Raw genomic sequence first — 21,198 nt, forward strand, 5'->3', positions numbered from 1 at the left:
GATGAAACAGTATCAATTTCTATTGAAAGAAAAAGGAATTATACAAAGTATGTCAAGAAAAGGGAACTGTTTAGATAATGCTATTATCGAAAACTTTTTTGGAATACTTAAATCAGAATTATTTTATCTAAAGAAATACAGCTCTATAAACCAATTAAAAGAAGAAATAAAGGAATACATAAACTATTACAATAACGAGAGAATTAAATCTAATTTAAACAAAATGAGCCCGATCCAATATCGAGCTCATTATTATCAAAATTAATTATAAATTTGTCTAACTTTTTGGGTTCAGTCTATTTAGGGGCAGCTCATTCACAAAACAAACCAAAAAACACTACTTTTTTATGAATTTCATCACTTGAACCTCATTATTTTCATTTACTACTTTTACAAGGTACGCTCCCTTACTCAATTCCCCAATAGCGAAAGGAGTGTCTTTCGTATTACTACTTTCAAAACTTTTTACTAATTGTCCAGACATTGAAAATATCTGAACTTTAGTAGTATCCGCATTTAAAGTAAAATAAGTAGCTGCGGGATTAGGGTACAAGTAAATTCCAGCCTTGCCCTCATAATTGTCTATTGCCAAATTAGCGAGTTTGTTCCCATAAATTCTATAACCTCCAGCCTCGATTGTAATAGGTAGCGAGACGTCCGTTACATTAATCCTAGTGTTATCCATTAAATTATACCACTCACCAGTATACGGGAAACCTGTCGGCACAGCCTTGGAAGTCACATCAAAATTAGCGATTATCAGAACGTCTTTTAATTGCGTACTTGCCAGTGCAGCATTTGTTATTTTAATGTTTTGCGATAAGGAAGACCCACTGTTTATTGTTGCAGCCCCACTAAAAACAGGTTCCGTTGTTTTTAAGGCAATCATCTTTGCCCAATCTGTATAAATCTTACTTCTACTGTTATTAGTCGTCCAATTAACCCATTGCGGCTGTGGCTTGGTATCTAACTTACAATCACCTGAAGCAGCATCATTAGGAGTATTTACGCTGCCGTCTTTACAAGAAAAAATAGATAAATCCCATCCTAACTCTCCAAAGTGCCATATCATTTTTGGTCCTGGAACCAATAAAGAAACAGCTCCAATTGCTGACATTCTTGATAGAGCAACATCAACTGTTTTTACATTATGCGCAGGATTTGCAGCATTCCCAAACTGAAGGTTTTTATACATTAAGCGCTCTTCATCATGACTTTCAGCATATCCCATCAATCTATTGGCTGTAAATCCACGACTAGCACTTGTCATGCCAGAAATATTTGCAGGATAACCCATAGACAATTCATTGTAATTGTCAGTCATTTTTCCCCACATCATGATTCCTTTACTGAATCCGTCAGCCTCTCCAGAAATACGGTAATTAGCCCATTCTTGTTCCTCTGCATTACCTCCTAAATGTTCGAAAATAACATAATGTGTTGGATCCAAGCTCCAAGAATAATCAGCATACATTTTTAATACTGCCACTCTATCCGCTTGAAATTGATTTGTACAATTATCTTGACCGCCCGCAACACTTGATGGACAGTTTTGTGTAAATCCTTTGGTTAAATCCCAACGGAAACCATCAATTTTATATTCTTGAATCCAATGTTTAATTACACGTTTTACATAATTTTGAGTCAGTGGCCGCTGATGATTAAAATCCTCACCCACATTATAACTATGCTTCGCTTCCGTATTAAAATAAGGGTTCTCAGCCGTAGGAGTGCCCCAACCGTCACCGTCAGCATCATTCATCCACATTCGCACCATTGGATTTCTTCCAAAGGCATGATTCAAAGCAATATCTAGAATTACTGCAATCCCATTCTTATGGCAAATGTCAATCATTTCTTTAAGTTTATTTGAGCTCCCATAAAACTTATCTAAAGCCAGGTGAAAGGAGGTATTGTAACCCCAACTTTCATTGCCTTCAAATTCCATTACAGGCAATAACTGAATTGCATTGATCTTTAAATTCTTAAAATAATCGATTCTGTCAATTATGCTTTGGTAGTTTCTAGCAGCATCAAAATCCCTCACTAAAAGTTCGTAAACCACTAATTTATCTTTCTCAGGCTTTACAAAATTTGTTGTTGCAGAGCTCCAAGGATAAGGCATTTGTCCCGTTTGCAAAACAGTTACTTCTCGCTGTTGACCTTTTGGATAGACAGGGATATTAGGATAGGAAGCACTTGGAATTCCTGGATCATCATAAGGTGATAAAACTAAAGTAGAAAAAGGGTCTGCTGTTTTCACTAATGCTGGCGAATTAGCAATTGGAGTTGATTCTCCTACCCAATATTGATAGGTATAATTGACTCCAGAAGTTAAACCTGTAAGCTCTAGCCAAAATTTTCCCGTTGCTGGGTCATTTTTCATCGAATGAGCAGCTGAAGGTTGCCACTCATTAAAACTTCCAGCCACATAAACAAAATCTTTCAATGGCGCATCAAGAACCAAAGTGGCTCTGGTAGCATCTACGGTATTATAATTAATTCCATCTAATAAACCAGCCGGCATCCCTGCTGAGACTGCGCCAGGATTTACAATAACCGTAAATTTTTTAACAATAGTTGTTGCTCCTTGCGTTACTTCCAGCTGATAATTCTGATTCGAAGTTACAGCAGTTTGTGTATAGCTATAATTGGTAGTTGCTGTATTGGAATTAATAGTAGCTCCATTAGACTTAAGAACATAACTTGCATTCCCGCCCGTATTTGTGGCAGCAATACTAAAGTTACTTCCAGCAGTAATTATAGTAGAACTATTTTCTGCAGGTGTGTTTAAAGTAAGCTGAAAAGTGCCAACCTCAGCTAATATATCTTGCGATTTCTTATCGCCGGTTCCGTCCTTGGCCTTAATCAAAAAACCTATTTTCCCTATTCCCGTCGCATTGTAATAGGTAGTAGGCGTTATGGTTTTGGTATAAGTGTCAGATCCTGCGTTATAAGTAAATTTACTCGCCTCGTTTGATGCGGTCCAGGAACCATTAAGAGGTGTTCCTTTTTCAGTTGTATCATTAGTGTCAAATGCCCATGCCCATAAGTACAAAGCATTTCCAGTTACTCCCCAATTGGCTTCATTTATACTACTCCCATTAATGGCAATAGTTATAGAAGTCGTTTCTTCGAAAGTAGCTGGATTAATGCTATAGCTAACTGTTTGTTGCTGCGCAGTGACTGATAATGATAATAAGAAAAGCAGTAAGAGTATAGTTTTTTTCATAGTTAATAGGTTAAAAAAAAGGCTATCTGAATCAGATAGCCTTTCAATATGTTTAAACTTTATTCTTGGTTAGGAATCAATAAATAGCTTCCGTCTAAATCATTAAAATAAATTAAGTATTTCGATTTTCCTACTGGAATATTGTCTCCCGTTCCTCCACCAGAGAAAGCAGTTTTGCCTCCCCAACTGACATCCCAAGCATCATTTGCTCTAAATTTAGCTTCACCTTCAATTAGTGCAGTTACACCCAATGACCACATGTGTGCATCAAAAGTAGATTGTTTCATGGCTGTTGAAGCATCCCAACCTTTAGGAGTACTGCTACCAATAATTCCTACTGTTGTGTACGTTGCTTTTGCTGAAGCATCAAAAGCCACCAATGTGTACTCTAAAGTTTCAGTATTCATGCTAAAGGTGTAAAAACCATCAGCAGCAATTTCAAAACTTGCTGGATCTGCGTCGGCATCTGTATTTCTAGGAGCCATTTTTGTAGCATCTGCTTTACCTAACATTGGAACCCAACTTCCTAATTTAGAAATTACTTTGAATGCTCCTTTTTTGAAGAAACCAGTGAATTTGTAGTCACTTGCACTTGTACCACTTCTAAACATTGGTTGATTTCCTTTGTTATTATCCCATCCAGAAACGGTAGCATCACCCACTAAATACCAATCAACAAAGTCGTAAGTAAGTCTTCCTGTGTACGGAGTTACTGTCACAGTTATTGGCATTTTAGATGTCATTGCTAATCCTTTTGAAACATCAGAAATAACTTTAACATCAAATTGAGCTGCTTGATCAGGAATTGCTCCTAACTCAATCGCTGCTTGATTTAACGTTTTTACTGTAACGGCAAGTTCAGTTGCATTAGTGATAGTTCCAAGGTTTACAGGAGCCGAAAAATCTCCTCCTTTTTTATCTATTAAGACAGTATAGTTCACTACCACGTTTTGGTCATATTCTGCTGCTGACCAAACAAAAGTTTCTGCAACTTTTGAAGCGTCATTTTCATCTAAAATATATTGTTTTCCAGATAAAGGCGTCTTAAATTCTGGCCCAGCAATTGCGGTAAGAACCGTTCTGTTGTCTACATCATCTGCATTACATGAAACAGCCAATACACCAACAAATGCGATTAAAATTTTATATATGTTTTTCATTTTAATGTTTTATAAGATGTTAGTATCCTGGATTTTGCTTTAAAGTTGGATTTGCCTGAATATTTCTTGCCGGAATTGGCATTAAATCTCTGTATGATTCAGTAGCTCTACCATTTATTGAACCACCTTTCCATTGCCATAATTTATCACCTCCGGTGAATTTACCAAAACGAATTAAATCCGTTCTACGGTGACATTCCCAAAACAATTCTCTTCCTCTTTCATCTAAAATAAAATCAAGAGTTAATGTTGAACTAGCAACTTGTAGCGCATTTGCTCTAGTTCTTAATTTATTGATGTATCCCACTGCTGTGTTTATATCTGCACCAGCAGCGCCTCTTACGGCACATTCAGCATACATTAAATACACATCTGACAAACGGAACATTGGAAAATCGATATCTGGAATATCATTTCTTTGAGCCGCAGAACCATTCGCATTTTTATTGATGAACTTTGTTACAGCATAGCCATCTGTAAAAGTACCAACATTATTAATGTCTTTTGATTGACCGTCTGTGTAAAATGTTCCTCTTTTATCTGCAGTTCCAGTAGCATCAGCAAAAAGATTTACAAACTCTCTACGAGTTCTGATTCCTTGCCATCCACCGTCCATACCACGAGAAGCAGCGTCCATACTACCGCCGATAGAAGCGTGCATGATAAAACTCATTCCTCCACCAGTAGCTCTAATCGCATTTCCATCTCCAACAATTGGAAAGATAACTTCGCTTTGAGCACCGTTTGTATTGTTATCTGCTGAAAACAAATAAGCGTAAGGAACATTTGCAAAAGTATAACCTGAGTTATCAATTATCTCTTTAGATAATGTCGCCGCTTCACTAAATTTATCAGTTCCTGTATATACTTTTGCGTTTAGGTAAACCTTAGCTAATAAAAATTTAGCTGCAGTTTTATCAACTCTACCGTATTCATTACTCTTTGAAGCAGCTAGACTTGCGTCGATGTCTTTCAACTCAGACTCAACATAAGCAAAAACTTCAGCTCTTGTTTTTTGTTCAGGATAATAAAACCCAACAGGATCATTTTCTGTCGTGATAGGCACGTTTCCGAATAAATCCATTAAATTATAGTAAGAGAAAGCTCTTAAAAAACGAGCTTCAGCTCTAAAGGTTGCAATCTCTGCTTTCAAATCGGCATCGACACCTCTTGCTGTTAATTTCTCATCGGTAGTTTGTCTTAAAAACTCATTAGCAACACTAATGTGATAAAACGCTCTAGAGAAAGTTCCCTCCAAAAATTCGTTTGCTGGCGACCACGTTTGTGCATTTAAAGTTGGTAAAGCACCATCTGCCCAAGCAATAATTGCTTCATCTGTAGAAAGTTCTTGTGTTACAAAAAGCAATCGCAAATAACTGCTAAAATCACCACCAAGACCAGCAATATCTGCTGCTCCATCTCCGTCATTTCCTCCTACATACAAACCTGCATATAACTTTGCTAATACTTGCTTGTACGATGCTGGATCTTGAAAAAAGGTTTCCGATAAAAACTCATCATCATCCTTTGGCGTCACATCTAAGTCGCTCGTACACGAGCTAAGCGTCATACTTATTCCTAACACGAATAGGAAAAAATAAGATATATATTTAAATGATATTTTCATTTTGTTTATTTTTAAATTTTATTTATCAGTGAATTCCTAAAAATTAGCGTTCACACCAATCAAGAAAGTTCTCGCTCTTGGGTAAACATTATTATCAATTCCATTGAATTTCTCTGGATCTAAACCACCATATTTTGTTAGAATTAAAACATTTTGAACTCCAGCAGTAAATCGTAAAGAAGCTGCTTTTAATAATGTTTTATCAAAAGTGTATCCAACCGTAACATTATCCAATTTGATAAAAGAAGCGTCTTTTACAAAATAATCAGATAAATAACGTTGTGTACCATTGTCTTCAAAAGTAAAACCAGTATTAAAATAATCTGAACTTACGTTAGACAAATCGGTTTGTCTTCTTAAACCTGCATCTGAATATCCTAAATTAGAACTTACGTTGTCAAAAATGTAGTTACCTAAACTTGCTCTCCAGTTCATGGTGAAATCAAACTTTTTGTAGTTTAAAGTCGAGAATAAACCAAAAGTGTAATCTGCTGCTGGTTTTTGGTACCTGTATCTATCTGCTGTATCAATTTTTCCATCTTCATTTCTGTCCACATAAGCCCCTTGTATTGGTCTTTTTTGAGCATCGTACAATTGCTCATAAACTAAGAATGAATTTGGTGTAAACCCTACAGAATTGATTTGTATTTTATTTCCGTTACCTCCAGCGATATTATCTCCTGCTAAATACCCTTGAAAACCAGGAACTGTAATTCCTAACTCAGTGATTTTTTGATCTATATAAGTCGTGTTAAACGCTACGTTCCAAGTTAAATCATCTGTTTTAACAATATCAGATTCGATACTAAACTCAACCCCTTTTGTTCTTACACTACCAATATTAAAAAACCCTTGATTTCTCAAATTCGCTCCATCTGGAACAGCAATGTCTGCTAATAAATCGGAAGATTTTTTGTCAAAATAGTTAATAGATCCCGTAATTCTGTTGTTTAAGAATCCGTAATCAATACCAACGTTAGTCTCAGCCAATTCCTCCCATTTAATGTCTTCATTATATCCTTCAGGTCTAGCCGTTGAATATATAGTATTACCAAAAATATACTGCGAATTGATTGTTCCTGTAGTTACTCTTTGCAAGTAATCATACTGTGCAGAAATATCTTGTTGACCCGTAGTTCCGTATCCAACTCTTAATTTTAAAGTCGAAAGGGTTTCATTGTCTTTTAAGAATTCTTCTTCAGATAAATTCCAAGCTAAGGCCGCTCCACCAAAATTACCCCATCTGTTTTCTTTCGAAAAACGAGAAGTTCCGTCTCTTCTGTAGTTTAAAGTCAGTAAATAACGGCTGTCGTATCCTAAATTCAAACGACCAAAATACGATTGCAAGTTGATGTCTGGATCTGTTGCAACATCTTCGTTTGGATTGGGTTGTCTTGTTTCTCCCGATTGGTATTTTTCTTTTTGAAACAATTGGTAGTTATAACCAGCAGTTGCGTCAATTTTTAATTTACCTAAATCTTTAACATAATTAAAATAAGCATTTAAGTTTTTATTCTGAAGTGCATCTGTGTAGTTAGAATAGTTTCCTAAATTCACATAACCTGGGTCAGAAAACGCTTTTGGCTGAAATCCTAAAGCACTTTGATTACTTACTTCTGTAAATCCACTACTATCAAATCTATCAATACCTGCTTCAACTACAGCTCTCAAATCTTCAAAGAAATGAAGTTTATAGTCTAATCTTACATTACCCCATTTTCTGGTAGAAGTAGCTCTTCTTTCATCTTGATTTAATCTTGCAACAGGATTTCTAGCGGGCAATAAAGGTAAATTTCCGTTTGACTCTAACCATTCAAAATAACCTCCGTAACGAGAACCTGTTTGGTAAACTGATTGTGTTGGATCAAATCCGATTGCACTACCAATAATCGCTCCTTCATCTTGAAACTGGTTTTTACCGAAAGATAAATTTCCGCTAACATCAATTTTCAAATGATTGTCAAATAAAACAGGGTTTAACGATATCGATGTCGTAGTTCTCTCAAAAGAAGTGTTTCTTAAGATTCCTGGATTATCAACATTTCCAACAGATAAACGAACTGGTAATTTATTAAACAAAGCACCACTTACCGAAATATTATTGTTAGTAGTTAAAGCAGTATGAAAAATTTCATCTTGCCAATTTGTGTTTGCTGTTCCTAATAATGCTTTTTGAGCATCAGAACCTTTTTCATTAACTAAAGCGCGGAATTCATCTGCACCTAACACATCTACTGTGTTGGCAACAGTATTGATTCCTACTTGAGAGCTAAAATTCACTTTTACTTTTCCTTTAGAACCTTTTTTAGTGGTAATTACAATTACACCATTTGCAGCTCTAGATCCGTAAATTGCAGCTGCCGAAGCATCTTTCAAAACTGTAAAAGACTCAATATCGTTTGGATCGATTGTAGATAACACACTTGTAGAACCACTTGGAACTGAGTTACTCAAAGGCAAACCATCCAAAACAATTAAAGGCTCATTAGAAGCACTTAATGAAGATCCTCCACGAATACGAATATCGGCTTTTGCACCTGGAGAACCTCCCCCGGTTACGTTCACACCAGAAATACGCCCACTAATTAAGCTTTCTGGAGTTACGTTTTGACCTTTATTAAATTCTTTTGCAGAAATCTGTGATACTGAACCTGTAGCATCTTTTTTCTTAACCGTACCGTAACCCACTTGAACAACAACTTCCTGAAGTACATTTTGATCTTCTTGTAGTGAAACAGTTATTGTTTTTTGTTCATTGTAAGTAATGACCGTGTTTGCATAACCAATGAAAGAAAATACGATTTTAGCGCCTTTCTTAACATTTGGCATTTGAAACTTTCCGTCAAAATCTGTCGAAACACCAGTTGTGCTACCTTCTACATTTACGTTTACTCCCGGAATAGGCTGTCCTGATGATTTATCAAGAACAGTTCCACTTAGCGTATTCTGAGCCAGAATACTAAAAGGAAATAACAGTACTAAAAATAACAACTTTTTATAAATTGTTTTCATACTTTTTGTTTAAATTAATTTTTGTTTTGAGCTGTCTATTCTAACTTTTATTTTTACTTCGAATGTTAAATCTATGTAAATTTTATTGCATCTGACAAACTAAGAATTATATTGGGTTACGAAAACGTGGTAGTGTTGAAAACTTTATACATTAACAAAATTTTTAAGGGTATAATTGCCATTAATAAAAACAAACAATACCTTTATTACGAAAAAAATTTATATCAATTTCTCAATTCAAATATTGCAACTAATTAAAAAAATTAGACACCAACAAGCACTAAAAAATAAATACGCCCTCTATGAAAAGGAAAGTAACGCTTAAACAAATTGCTAAAGAACTTGACGTTTCCATCTCAACAGTTTCAAAATCATTAAGAAATAGCCTCGAAATAGGAGAAGATACCAGACTAAAAGTTCAAGCTTTTGCTAAATTTTACAATTATAGACCCAACAATATTGCCCTAAGTTTAAAGAATAGAAAAACAAAAACCATAGGAATCATTATTCCAGAGATTGTTCATTATTTTTTCTCAACTGTCATTAATGGAATCGAGCAAGTTGCTAATGAAAATGGCTACAGCGTGATCATCACCCTATCTGATGATTCGTTTGATAAAGAAGTCCTTAACATGGAAATGCTCGCTAATGGAAGTATTGATGGTTTCATTATCTCTCTGTCTAAAGAAACCCAGTTTAAAGGCGACTATCACCACATTTCTGAAGTCATTGATCAAGGAATGCCCGTCGTCATGTTTGATAGAGTTTCGAATGAAATCCTATGTGACAAGGTAATTATTGACGATAAACTCGCTGCTTATGAAGCTGTGCAAAGCCTTATAGACAAAGGAAGAAAAAAAATCGCTCTAGTCACCACTGTTGATTATGTAAGTGTAGGTAAACTAAGAACCGATGGTTATACGAAAGCATTATTAGATAACGGACTCCCATTTAATGAGAATCTCATTATCAAGATTGAAGATGTTGACACCTGCGAAATCATAATTGGAAAACTACTCGAAGACAAAGCAATTGATGCTGTTTTTGCGGTAAACGAACTTTTTGCTGTGACAAGTATTAAAGTTGCAAACAAAATGGGATTAAACGTCCCAAAAGACCTAGCAGTAATTGCGTTCACAGATGGAATTATTTCTAAATACTCCACTCCTACAATTACTACCGTGAGTCAAAGCGGTAAAAAAATGGGGAATCGCGCCGCACAAATGCTGATCGACAGACTGGAGGAGGAAGAGAAAACCGGACTTGAAGAAGTTGAAGAAAATTATAGAACGGAAGTAATTGAAACCCATCTTATAGAAAGAGAATCTACTAATTAAGTGAGAGGTGAGAAGTTAGATGTAAGAAGTTAGAAGCAAAAGTTATCGTGGATAATTCCTTTGGAAGTACGAAAGATAAAGACCTTATTCAAATAAAAAACAATCAGTGAGAATTCGTGAAATTCGTGTTTATTTTTTTACCCAACATTCATCGTAACATCATTTTTTGGCAGAATTAAAAAATGTTCTAGTAGCATCCTTCTCCATTCTCACGATAAAATTCGAGCTTATAACTATAACTTCTAAGCTCTTATCCCTCACTTCTTACTTTAACATTAGCTCTTTTTCCCTCTTTTATTCAGCACTACAACCTTGTAGTTAAAAAAGTTGCTTTTTATTTATATCTAAAAAATAAAAGATTAAAATTAATTTTTATATTTACCCTATCAAAGCTTTTACTTTTACTTCGAAAACAAGTTAAGTTTTGATAAGCATCGCGCTTATCGTTAATAAATAAATTACGATAATGGAAAAGCGTAAATTAAGTTTCTGGCAAATTTGGAACATGAGTTTCGGGTTTCTGGGAATTCAAATGGGTTTTGCTTTGCAAAATTCAAATGTTAGTAGAATATTTCAAACTTTAGGTGCAAATATTGACGACATCCCTATTCTATGGGTTGCCGCTCCTATGACTGGATTAATTATCCAACCTATAATTGGTTACTTCTCAGACAGAACTTGGACAAAATTAGGCCGAAGAAAACCTTATTTTCTAGTTGGAGCAATTTTAGCTTCAGCTGCATTATTTATAATGCCTAATTCTCCCGTTTTATGGTTTGCAGCTGGAATGCTCTGGATCATGGATGCTTCCATTAATGTATCGATGGAACCCTTTCGAGCATTCGTTGGAGACAATCTTCCTGAGAAACAACGTACCATGGGATTTGCCATGCAAAGTTTTTTTATCGGAATTGGTGCCTATTTTGCATCAAAACTTCCTTTAATTTTCACTCATCTTGGCGTGCAAAACACAGCTCCATTAGGTATCATTCCTGATTCTGTTAAATACTCCTTCTATTTTGGTGGAGTAGCATTTCTAGTTACAGTTTTATGGACCGTAATCTTTTCTAAAGAATATTCGCCCGAAGAACTGGAAGCATTCGAAAAACACAAAGAAACAACATTTGTAAAAGAAGAATATTCTGCTGATTGGTATCTAGCTAATGGAAAATCGCATTTCACAAAGGGAATTCTATTTCTTGTTGTAAGCGCCTTGTTTTCCTTCGCGATTTACGAATATGATCTAAAGAAAGACTTGTATGTTTTAGCTCTCGGACTTATTGGTTTAGGAGGATTAGCGATGCTAGTTTCTGGTATAATGCAAAAAAACAACAATACCGAAAATGGATTTGTGACCATCATGAATGATTTCCAGTTCATGCCAAAAATCATGAAGCAATTAGCCTGGGTACAATTTTTCTCTTGGTTTGCGCTTTTCTCTATGTGGATTTACACCACCTTAGCCGTTACCCAACATATTTACGGAACAACAGACACAACATCTGAAGCGTATAATACAGGTGCGAACCAAGTGGGTGAAATGTTTGCCAATTATAATTTAATTGCGGCAATTGCAGCATTTTTATTACCGGTATTAGCAAAATATACCAGCACAAAATTCACACATTTTATTGCATTAGTCTGCGGTGGACTTGGACTTATATCTATTTATTTTATCCAAGAACCAACAGCGTTTACTATGGAATGGCTTCCTATGATTGGTGTTGGAATTGCATGGGCTAGTATCCTGTCCATTCCCTACGCTATGTTATCTGGATCATTGCCTTCTAACAAAATGGGGTATTACATGGGAGTTTTCAACTTCTTCATCGTAATCCCACAATTAGTAGCTGCATCTATTTTAGGATTTTTAGTTTCTAAATTCTTTGACAGCGAACCTATTTATGCTCTTTTAATTGGTGGAGCATCGATGATTATTGCAGGAATTCTTTCCTTAACCATTAATGAAGAATCAAAAATTACAATAAATGAATAAGAAAGCATTCATCTTCGACCTTGACGGAGTAATTGTCGACACCGCTAGATATCATTATTTAGCATGGCAAAAAATTGCAAATGAACTAAAAATTGATTTTACAATAGAACATAACGAGCTATTGAAAGGCGTAAGCCGAGTTAGATCTCTTGACATAATTTTAGGATTAGGAAATGTAGAAGCTTCTCAAGAAGATAAAAACAGATGGCTAATTCAGAAAAACGAAGAGTACTTAAGCTACTTGGTCGACATGGATCAAAGCGAATTACTTCCTGGAGTTTTAACAATGCTTCAATACCTAAAAGAAAACAACCAACCGATTGCTTTGGGTTCAGCTAGTAAAAATGCAAGACCTATTCTTGAAAAAACGGGAATCAGACATTATTTTGATGCTGTTGTGGATGGAAATGATGTTTCGAATGCAAAACCTGATCCAGAAGTTTTCTTAATTGCAGCTAAACTATTGAATGTAAGCCCGGAGAATTCGATCGTTTTCGAAGATTCAGTGGCGGGAGTTCAAGCGGCTAATATTGGAAAAATGACAAGTATCGGGATTGGAGAAGAATCTGTTTTGTATGAAGCAAAATACATCTTTCAAGATTTTACCAAGATCGAAAAAGGATTTATAGAAAATTTAATTAGTAAATAAAAAAAACAAGAGTTCGAATAAACCAAGCTTAATAATAGCCGTTTTATTTTTCGAAACTTTAAAAATATAGAGTAATGAACCAAGATTATATAAAAGCAGACAATTGGTCCATCATAGAAGAAGGATTTGATGCCGAAAGCGTAAAATCATCTGAAAGTCTTTTTAGCATTGGTAACGGTGCTATGGGACAACGTGCTAATTTCGAAGAAAATTATACAGGCGAAACCTTCCAAGGAAGCTATATCGCTGGAATATATTATCCAGATAAAACTAAAGTGGGATGGTGGAAAAACGGCTATCCTGAATATTTTGCTAAAGTATTAAATGCACCAAACTGGATAGGAATAGACATTGAGGTAAATGGTGAAAACTTAGATTTAAATACATGTACAGCTGTCAAAAACTTTCGCCGTGAATTGAATATGCAAGAAGGATGGTACAATCGTTCCTTTGAAGCTACACTGCAAAACGGAACTGAAATAGCCGTAAATATTCGTCGTTTCCTTTCGATCGTTTTAGACGAAGTAGGAATCATTAATTATGAAATCACTCCTTTAAATAAGGATGCCAAAATAATTTACAAACCTTATATTGATGCTGGAGTTACCAATGAAGATGCAAACTGGGATGAAAAATTCTGGGAACCTCTTGAAGTAAAAAAATCAGGAAATGAAGGTTTTGTAACTGCTCAAACTTTTAAAACGCATTTCAAAGTAACTACTTTCATGCATAATAGTATTTTAGAAAATGGGGTAAACGCATCTATTTCGCCTTCCTCAATAGATACTACCGCAGATAAAGTACAATTTGAATATGATGTAATTGTTGGCCAAGGTCAAAAATCATCGATTCAAAAAATTGGAGGTTATACTGTTTCTTTAAACCATAAAAACACACTTGTCGCTGCCGAAAAAGCGATTCAATCCGCTTTAACTTTAGGTTATGACCAATTATTGCAAGACCAAAAAGAAGCTTGGTCAAAAATTTGGGAAATGTCTGATATCACCATTGAAGGTGACGTAAAAGCACAACAAGGAATTCGTTTTAATATTTTTCAGTTGAACCAAACCTACTTAGGAAAAGACAGCCGACTGAATATTGGACCAAAAGGATTTACCGGAGAAAAATACGGTGGATCAACTTATTGGGATACGGAAGCTTATTGTATTCCATTTTATATGGCTACAAAAGATCAGCAAGTAGCACGTAATTTATTGACGTACCGTTACAACCACCTTGAAAAAGCGATTGAAAACGCCCAAAATAATCTGGGTTTTAAAAATGGAGCTGCTCTTTACCCGATGGTGACCATGAACGGAGAAGAATGCCATAATGAGTGGGAAATCACACATGAGGAAATTCACCGAAATGGAGCAATTGCTTTTGCAATTTTCAACTACTATCGTTTTACTGGCGACTATTCTTATATTCCTGAAAAAGGACTAGAAGTTTTAATCGGTATTGCACGCTTCTGGCACCAAAGAGCAAATTTTTCGAATGAAAAAAATCAGTATGTAATTCTAGGTGTTACAGGACCAAACGAATATGAAAACAACATAAATAATAATTTCTATACCAACTATATTGCAAAATGGTGTATCGATTATGCGTATGAACAAATTCAGAAAGTTTCATTGGAATTCCCTGTAGACCACAAACGTATTATTGAAAAAACAAAACTGGCAGATTCTGAATTAAAAGAATGGAAAAAGGTAGCTGACAACATGTACTTTCCAGTATCTAAAGACTTGGGAATCTACTTGCAACAAGATGGCTTTTTAGACAAAAACCTAGTACCTGTAAAAGATTTAGATCCAGCACAACGACCTATTAACCAAAAATGGTCTTGGGACAGAGTATTGCGTTCTCCATATATCAAACAAGCTGACGTGTTGCAGTGCTTTTATTTCTTCGAAGAAAATTTCTCTAAAGAAGAATTGAAACGCAACTTCGAGTTTTATGAATCCTTCACCGTGCATGAAAGTTCGCTTTCTCCATGTGTACACTCGATACAAGCTGCTTCATTAGACAAGATGGACATGGCGTATACTTTTTACTTAAGAACATCACGTTTAGATTTAGACGATTATAATAAAGAAGTCGAAGAAGGTTGTCACATCACTTCTATGGCTGGAACTTGGATGAGTATTGTTGAAGGTTTTGGAGGAATGCGAGTAAAAAACGACACTCTTAATTTCTCTCCAAAAATTCCAAAAGAATGGGAAGCCTATTCCTTTAAAATCAATTTTAGAAATCAGATAATAAAGGTAGCCATTAACCATGTTGAAACTACTTTTTCAGTAGATGGAGCTAAAGATTTGGCTATTGTAGTGAACGGAAAAAATATTACCGTAACACCAAATCATCCGATATCTGTATCACAAAATTAATTGTAAAGAAATCGTAGACAACTCTTTCATTTAATTACAAGTCCATTATAACTAACAAGCAATCCCAATTTCTATTGGGATTGTTTACTTAATCTAAGGCGTGTTTCAAAGATTGACATCAACAAAACGAGTAGAAAACACGCATATCAAAAAGCCTCATTCATCGTTTCATTACGGGAAAATAAATTGAATAGTAATCATTATGTGCTTAAATATGAATAAATTTACCACAATTTCACTGGGAGATATTTCTTTTATGAAAAGTATAACCCTAATCCTTTTTTTTATGTCGCTAACCATAAATGCACAAATCGACAGGGTTGAACCTCCCTTCTGGTATGCCGGAATGCACAATCCAGAACTGCAGATTATGTTTTATGGTAAGAATATAGCGCAATATGAAGTCACCGCTTCAAATTCTATTGCAATCACTGAAGTAAAAAAAACAGAAAATCCAAACTATTTGTTTGTTACCATTAATACTAAAAATGTTGCGGCAACTGACATTGTTTTTACATTTAAAAAAGATTCCAAAACAGCATTTACCCAAACATATTCGTTAAAGAAAAGAAGAGAAAAATCAGCAGAACGTAAAAGTTTTGACGCATCAGACATGATGTATCTTATCATGCCCGATCGTTTTGCTAATGGAAACCCGAAAAACGATAGCAATAGCGCAACTGTAGAAAAATACAACCGTGACTTACCCGGCGGAAGACACGGTGGAGACATTCAAGGAATCATTAAAAACTTAGATTACATCTCGTCTCTTGGAGCCACGGCAATCTGGAGCACGCCACTTTGCGAAGACAACGACAAAGCCTTTTCGTATCATACCTACGCCCAATCTGACGTTTATAAAATTGATCCTCGTTATGGAACTAATGAAGATTATGTGCGTTTATCAGCCGAGATGCATAAGAGGGATATGAAATTAGTGATGGATTATGTTACTAATCATTGGGGAATTGAACACTGGATGATGAAAGATTTACCTACTAATGATTGGATTCATCAATTTGAAAAATATACGCAAACGAATCATAAACGCTCTACTATAAGCGACATTAATGCATCTAAAATAGATACTGAAATTTGTCTTGACGGTTGGTTTGTCCCTACAATGCCCGACTTAAACCAATCGAATCCTTTAATGTTAAACTACTTAAAGCAAAATGCTATTTGGTGGATCGAATATGCAGATCTAGACGGCTTCAGAGTCGATACTTATAACTATTCTGACCCCGCAGGAATTGCATCTTGGACCAAAGCGATAACGGATGAATACCCTAATTTCAATATTGTAGGCGAAATATGGATGCACGATCAAGCCCAAATGGCTTATTGGCAAAAAGACAGTAAAATTGGTGCCATTCAAAACTACAATTCCTACCTGCCAAGTGTTATGGATTTTACATTGCACGATGCCATAGGTACTGTTTTCAATGAAGACGATGGAACTTGGGATCAAGGAATGGTAAAGGTTTATGACAATTTTGCTAATGATTTTTTATATCCAAACATTAATAACATGCTTGTTTTTGCTGAAAATCATGATACGAACCGCATCAATCATGTCTATAATAATGATTTTAAAAAATACCAGATGACCATGGCTTTGATAGCTACTGTCCGCGGAATACCACAATTGTATTATGGAAGCGAAATAGGTATGAGCGGTGATAAAGAAAAAGGAGATGCTGACATTCGTCAAGATTTTCCTGGAGGTTGGTTAGGAGATAAAAACAATGCTTTTACAAAAGAAGGCCGTACTATTGGTCAAAATAAATATTTTGACTTTACTTCTAAATTGTTCCAATGGCGAAAAACCAATGAAGCAGTACATTTCGGAAAAATGACGCATTACATTCCTGAGAATAATGTCTACGTCTATTTTAGATACACTGACAAAAAAACGGTAATGGTAATAATGAACAATAGCAAGGAGAATCAAACCATAAATACCGCTCGTTTTAAGGAAAACATAAAAGAATTTACAACGGCCAAAAACATTCTAACAGATTTCACCTTCCAAATCTCTACCGAAATAACCTTGGAACCAAAGTCGGTTGTGATTCTAGAATTAAATTAAAGAGTATCGAGACCCGATGTAATAACAACATTTAAAAATCAGTTATACCATAATGAAAAAGTATTCAAAAGTATTATTACTGTTAACCCTATCCATTTTTGCGGGCTGCAAGACAACTCAAACTGCAACAGAAAAAAAAGCTACAAAAAAGGCACCCTTTGTTTGGGAAGCGGCTTCCGTCTATTTCTTAATGACAGATCGTTTCAACAATGGAGATAAATCGAATGATATTAATTTCGACAGAAATAAAACTGCAGGAAAACTGCGCGGTTTTGAAGGCGGAGATATCAAGGGAATCACACAAAAAATTGAAGAAGGTTATTTCGACAAATTAGGAATAAATGCCATTTGGTTTACACCAATAGTTGAACAAATTCATGATGCTGTAGACGAAGGAACTGGATTAAGTTATGGCTTCCACGGGTATTGGGCAAGAGATTGGACAGCATTAGATCCTAACTTTGGAACAAAAGAAGACTTAGCAAACCTGGTTAAAAAAGCACACGCACACGGAATAAGAATTATTCTTGATGGTGTTATTAATCATACTGGTCCAGTTACTGAAACGGATACCGTCTGGCCGAATTACTGGGTACGAACTGGTCCTACTTGTGACTACCAGAATTATCAAAACACCACGGAATGTACCTTAGTAGCTAATCTTCCTGACATTAGAACAGAAAGTACACAGAACGTGGATCTTCCTCCTTTTTTAATCGAAAAATGGAAAAAAGAAGGACGTTACGATCAAGAAATGGAAGAGTTGGATTCGTTTTTCAAACGAACTGGCTACCCAAAAACACCTCGTTACTACATCATAAAATGGCTTACGGATTACATCGCTGATTATGGAATTGATGGCTACCGCGCTGACACAGTCAAACATACTGAAGCAAGTGTTTGGGCTGATTTTAAAACGCAGAGTGATTACGCTTTTGCTCTTTGGAAAAAAAACAATCCTACAAAAGTATTAGACAACAATCCTTTTTTCACTATTGCCGAAGTCTACAATTATAATATTAGTTCGGGTAAAAACTTCGATTTTGGAAACAAAAAAGTCAACTATTTCGAAAATGGTTTTAACAACATGATCAATTTCGAATTTAAATATGATGCCCAAAAAGACTATGAATTTATCTTTTCAAAATATTCTGCGATTCTAAATGGGGAATTAAAAGGAAATAGTGTCACGAATTATTTATCGTCTCATGATGATGGCGCACCATTTGATGCCAAAAGAACCAAAACTATCGAAGCGGCTACAAAATTATTACTTTCTCCTGGAGTTGCTCAGGTTTATTATGGTGACGAAAGCGCGCGACCACTGGTTATAGAAGGAACTCAAGGTGATGCAACCCTGCGCTCATTTATGAATTGGGATGCTATTAAAACCAATCCTGAGACAAAAAAAGTATTATCACATTATAGAAAATTAGGGAAATTTCGCAAAAACCATCCTGCCGTAGGTGCTGGTGTGCACAAAGAAATTTCAGCACTACCGTATACTTTTTCAAGAACTTATTCGAAAGAAGCTTATAAAGACGAAGTTTTTGTTGGATTAGATTTACCTATCGGAAGAAAAGTACTGGAAGTTTCGGCAGTATTCGCAGATGGAACCCGTCTTAGAGATGCTTATTCTGGAAAAGTCGTAGAAGTCAAGAAAGGCCAAGTTAAAATCAAAACTGATTTTGACATTGTACTATTAGAAAAAAGATAAATATCCATTGTTATAGAAAAAGCACGAATCGATTTTCCGGTTCGTGCTTTTTTATTTTAGCTACCTTTGTAAAAAATCAATCGAATGTTCAAAATAGGTCATCGCGGTGCCAAAGGTCATGAACCTGAAAATACCCTTATTGGTTTCCAAAAAGCAATTGACCTACATGTAGATCGTGTTGAACTGGATGTACATTTAAGTGCGGACGAAGAATTGATGGTCATTCACGATGATACAATTGACCGAACAACCAATGGTAAAGGTGCTGTAAACCAATTCTCAGTGCTGGAATTGAAACGCTTTAAGATAGAAAAAGACCAGAGCATCCCCACTTTAACCGAAGTATTAAACCTCATTGATCAACGTTGTGATGTTAATATCGAATTAAAAAGCTTTGACACTGCTGATAAAGTAGTTGATATAATCGAAAAATTTATTGCCGAAAAACATTGGAATTACAGCCAATTTGTAGTTTCTAGTTTTGATTGGACAGCCCTGCAACAAGTTGCGCTTTTGAACGGGCAAATACCTATTGGTGTACTGACCGAGAAAGATTTAGATTTGACTCTGTCTTTCGCCAAATTTATTCAGGCAAAGTCAATTCATCCTTATTTCCATTTATTAACGGCCGAGAACACGGCACAATTACAGGAAAAAGGATTCGAAGTTTTCCCTTGGACAGTCAACGAGCCCGAAGACATAAAAAAAATAAAATCATTTAACGTAAACGGAATCATCAGTGATTTTCCAGATAGAATATGAATCAGAATTTTGATATAATTATAGTAGGTGGTGGAGCAGCAGGTTTTTTTACTGCAATAAATATTGTGGAGAAAAATCCAAAATTAAAAGTAGCCATCCTGGAGCGCGGTGCCGAAGTATTGCAAAAAGTCCGCATTTCTGGCGGAGGTCGTTGTAATGTTACTCACGCCTGTTTTGTCCCAAACGAATTAGTAAAATATTATCCGCGTGGTGAAAAAGAACTCCGTGGTCCTTTTCATCAATTTTGTTCTGGAGACACTATAGAATGGTTTGAAAAACATGGAGTAGAGCTAAAAATCGAGGACGATGGACGTATGTTTCCCGTTTCTAATTCGTCACAAACTATTATCGAATGTTTTCTTACTGCTACTCAAAAACTAGGAATCGAAGTCTTGACAGGACAAAGCGTACAATCTATTTTCAATCCCGAAGTCTCGGGAGATAAGCTTTGGAAAATAGAAACCCAAAACGAAAATTATATCGCTGAAAAATTAATTTTAGCAACGGGAAGCAACCCAAAAGTATGGGAAATGCTACAAACTTACGGTCACGCGATTGTGAGCCCTGTCCCTTCCCTATTTACCTTTAACATCAAAGATTCTCGAATAAAGGAATTGCCAGGAGTGGCGGCACAAGTTACCGTTAAAGTAAAAGACACTAAACTGACTTCTACAGGCCCACTATTGATTACGCATTGGGGAATGAGCGGTCCCGCAGTTTTGAAACTATCGGCTTGGGGAGCGAGAATTTTACATGACAAAAATTATCAGTTTACCATTTTTGTGAATTGGCTGAATGATATAGAAACCACTGAAGCCGAAAAAATACTGAAAGACTTAAAACAAGAACACGCTAAAAAATCAGTTTCTAAGAAATCTCATTTCGATTTCCCAAATCGTTTGTGGGAAAGTCTGGTGCTAGCCTCCGGAATTGAAGGCGAAACAAAATGGGCTGATCTATCGAAAGTGCAATTGCAAAATCTATCCAATCAGTTGACCAAAGGAACTTTTCAAGTAAATGGAAAAAGCACTTTTAAAGAAGAATTTGTTACCGCTGGCGGAATCGATTTAAAAGAAATCAACTTTAAAACTATGGAAAGCAAGCTACACGAAAACCTTTATTTTGCGGGGGAGATTGTAAATATAGATGCAATTACCGGCGGATTTAACTTCCAGAATGCGTGGACAAGTGGGTTTATATTGGCTAATGCAATTTAGTACACAG

13 protein-coding genes are annotated in these 21,198 nt (G+C 35.7%); 9 read left to right on the forward strand and 4 right to left on the reverse strand.

The annotated features are described in order from the left end of the window. On the forward strand, window positions 1-265 hold a 265-nt coding region (locus E0F98_RS15605; RefSeq protein ID WP_132109699.1), incomplete at its 5' end, for an IS3 family transposase. A 72-nt stretch (window positions 266-337) separates the two neighbouring features. Here E0F98_RS15605 and E0F98_RS15610 read toward each other — a convergent pair. From E0F98_RS15610 to E0F98_RS15625, 4 genes are read right to left on the reverse strand one after another with little or no spacing between them, the layout of a single operon-like run. Next, on the reverse strand, window positions 338-3,232 hold the full coding sequence (locus E0F98_RS15610; protein ID WP_132113136.1) for an alpha-amylase family glycosyl hydrolase: 2,895 nt from the start codon (window positions 3,230-3,232) through the stop codon (window positions 338-340). A gap of 59 nt (window positions 3,233-3,291) precedes the next feature. Then, the gene (locus tag E0F98_RS15615) at window positions 3,292-4,392 is read right to left on the reverse strand and encodes a SusE domain-containing protein (protein WP_132113138.1); all 1,101 of its coding nucleotides are present in this window, start codon (window positions 4,390-4,392) and stop codon (window positions 3,292-3,294) included. A gap of 19 nt (window positions 4,393-4,411) precedes the next feature. Further along, window positions 4,412-6,019: a RagB/SusD family nutrient uptake outer membrane protein gene (locus E0F98_RS15620; RefSeq protein ID WP_132113140.1), complete on the reverse strand. Its 1,608-nt coding sequence runs from the start codon at window positions 6,017-6,019 to the stop codon at window positions 4,412-4,414. 36 nt (window positions 6,020-6,055) lie between these two features. After that, a complete protein-coding gene (locus E0F98_RS15625; RefSeq protein WP_132113142.1) occupies window positions 6,056-9,031 on the reverse strand; it encodes a SusC/RagA family TonB-linked outer membrane protein in 2,976 nt (991 codons plus the stop codon). A 302-nt stretch (window positions 9,032-9,333) separates the two neighbouring features. Here E0F98_RS15625 and E0F98_RS15630 point away from each other — a divergent pair, with 302 nt between their 5' ends. From E0F98_RS15630 to E0F98_RS15665, 8 genes are all read left to right on the forward strand, one after another. Further along, complete coding sequence (locus E0F98_RS15630; protein WP_132113144.1) at window positions 9,334-10,368, forward strand: LacI family DNA-binding transcriptional regulator; 1,035 nt, start codon at window positions 9,334-9,336, stop codon at window positions 10,366-10,368. A 466-nt stretch (window positions 10,369-10,834) separates the two neighbouring features. Then, window positions 10,835-12,364, forward strand: a complete 1,530-nt coding sequence (locus tag E0F98_RS15635; protein ID WP_132113146.1) for an MFS transporter — start codon at window positions 10,835-10,837, stop codon at window positions 12,362-12,364. Continuing rightward, window positions 12,357-13,013, forward strand: a complete 657-nt coding sequence (pgmB, locus tag E0F98_RS15640) for a beta-phosphoglucomutase (RefSeq protein ID WP_132113148.1) — start codon at window positions 12,357-12,359, stop codon at window positions 13,011-13,013. Before E0F98_RS15635 ends, pgmB begins: the two co-directional genes overlap by 8 nt. Window positions 13,014-13,087: 74 nt before the next feature. Next, entirely contained in the window at window positions 13,088-15,403 is a 2,316-nt protein-coding gene (locus E0F98_RS15645) for a glycoside hydrolase family 65 protein (protein WP_132113150.1), read from the forward strand. Window positions 15,404-15,617: 214 nt separating this feature from the next. Then, window positions 15,618-17,495, forward strand: coding sequence for a glycoside hydrolase family 13 protein (locus E0F98_RS15650; protein WP_132113152.1), 1,878 nt, complete (start codon window positions 15,618-15,620; stop codon window positions 17,493-17,495). 52 nt (window positions 17,496-17,547) lie between these two features. Continuing rightward, window positions 17,548-19,212, forward strand: coding sequence for an alpha-amylase family glycosyl hydrolase (locus E0F98_RS15655; protein WP_132113154.1), 1,665 nt, complete (start codon window positions 17,548-17,550; stop codon window positions 19,210-19,212). 84 nt (window positions 19,213-19,296) lie between these two features. Then, window positions 19,297-19,974, forward strand: a complete 678-nt coding sequence (locus E0F98_RS15660) for a glycerophosphodiester phosphodiesterase (RefSeq protein WP_132113157.1) — start codon at window positions 19,297-19,299, stop codon at window positions 19,972-19,974. Continuing rightward, window positions 19,971-21,191, forward strand: coding sequence for a BaiN/RdsA family NAD(P)/FAD-dependent oxidoreductase (locus tag E0F98_RS15665; protein ID WP_132113160.1), 1,221 nt, complete (start codon window positions 19,971-19,973; stop codon window positions 21,189-21,191). Before E0F98_RS15660 ends, E0F98_RS15665 begins: the two co-directional genes overlap by 4 nt. Window positions 21,192-21,198 lie beyond the last annotated feature (7 nt).

The sequence above is a fragment of the Flavobacterium hiemivividum genome, from assembly GCF_004349145.1.
In the GTDB taxonomy this organism is placed as follows: domain Bacteria; phylum Bacteroidota; class Bacteroidia; order Flavobacteriales; family Flavobacteriaceae; genus Flavobacterium; species Flavobacterium hiemivividum.

Bases quoted from the DNA above. Each gene is read 5' to 3' on its own strand.
- E0F98_RS15610 (WP_132113136.1), bottom strand. From the start codon at position 3,232: ATGAAAAAAACTATACTCTTACTGCTTTTCTTATTATCATTATCAGTC.
- E0F98_RS15615 (WP_132113138.1), bottom strand. From the start codon at position 4,392: ATGAAAAACATATATAAAATTTTAATCGCATTTGTTGGTGTATTGGCT.
- E0F98_RS15620 (WP_132113140.1), bottom strand. From the start codon at position 6,019: ATGAAAATATCATTTAAATATATATCTTATTTTTTCCTATTCGTGTTA.
- E0F98_RS15625 (WP_132113142.1), bottom strand. From the start codon at position 9,031: ATGAAAACAATTTATAAAAAGTTGTTATTTTTAGTACTGTTATTTCCT.
- E0F98_RS15630 (WP_132113144.1), top strand. From the start codon at position 9,334: ATGAAAAGGAAAGTAACGCTTAAACAAATTGCTAAAGAACTTGACGTT.
- E0F98_RS15635 (WP_132113146.1), top strand. From the start codon at position 10,835: ATGGAAAAGCGTAAATTAAGTTTCTGGCAAATTTGGAACATGAGTTTC.
- pgmB (WP_132113148.1), top strand. From the start codon at position 12,357: ATGAATAAGAAAGCATTCATCTTCGACCTTGACGGAGTAATTGTCGAC.
- E0F98_RS15645 (WP_132113150.1), top strand. From the start codon at position 13,088: ATGAACCAAGATTATATAAAAGCAGACAATTGGTCCATCATAGAAGAA.
- E0F98_RS15650 (WP_132113152.1), top strand. From the start codon at position 15,618: ATGAATAAATTTACCACAATTTCACTGGGAGATATTTCTTTTATGAAA.
- E0F98_RS15655 (WP_132113154.1), top strand. From the start codon at position 17,548: ATGAAAAAGTATTCAAAAGTATTATTACTGTTAACCCTATCCATTTTT.
- E0F98_RS15660 (WP_132113157.1), top strand. From the start codon at position 19,297: ATGTTCAAAATAGGTCATCGCGGTGCCAAAGGTCATGAACCTGAAAAT.
- E0F98_RS15665 (WP_132113160.1), top strand. From the start codon at position 19,971: ATGAATCAGAATTTTGATATAATTATAGTAGGTGGTGGAGCAGCAGGT.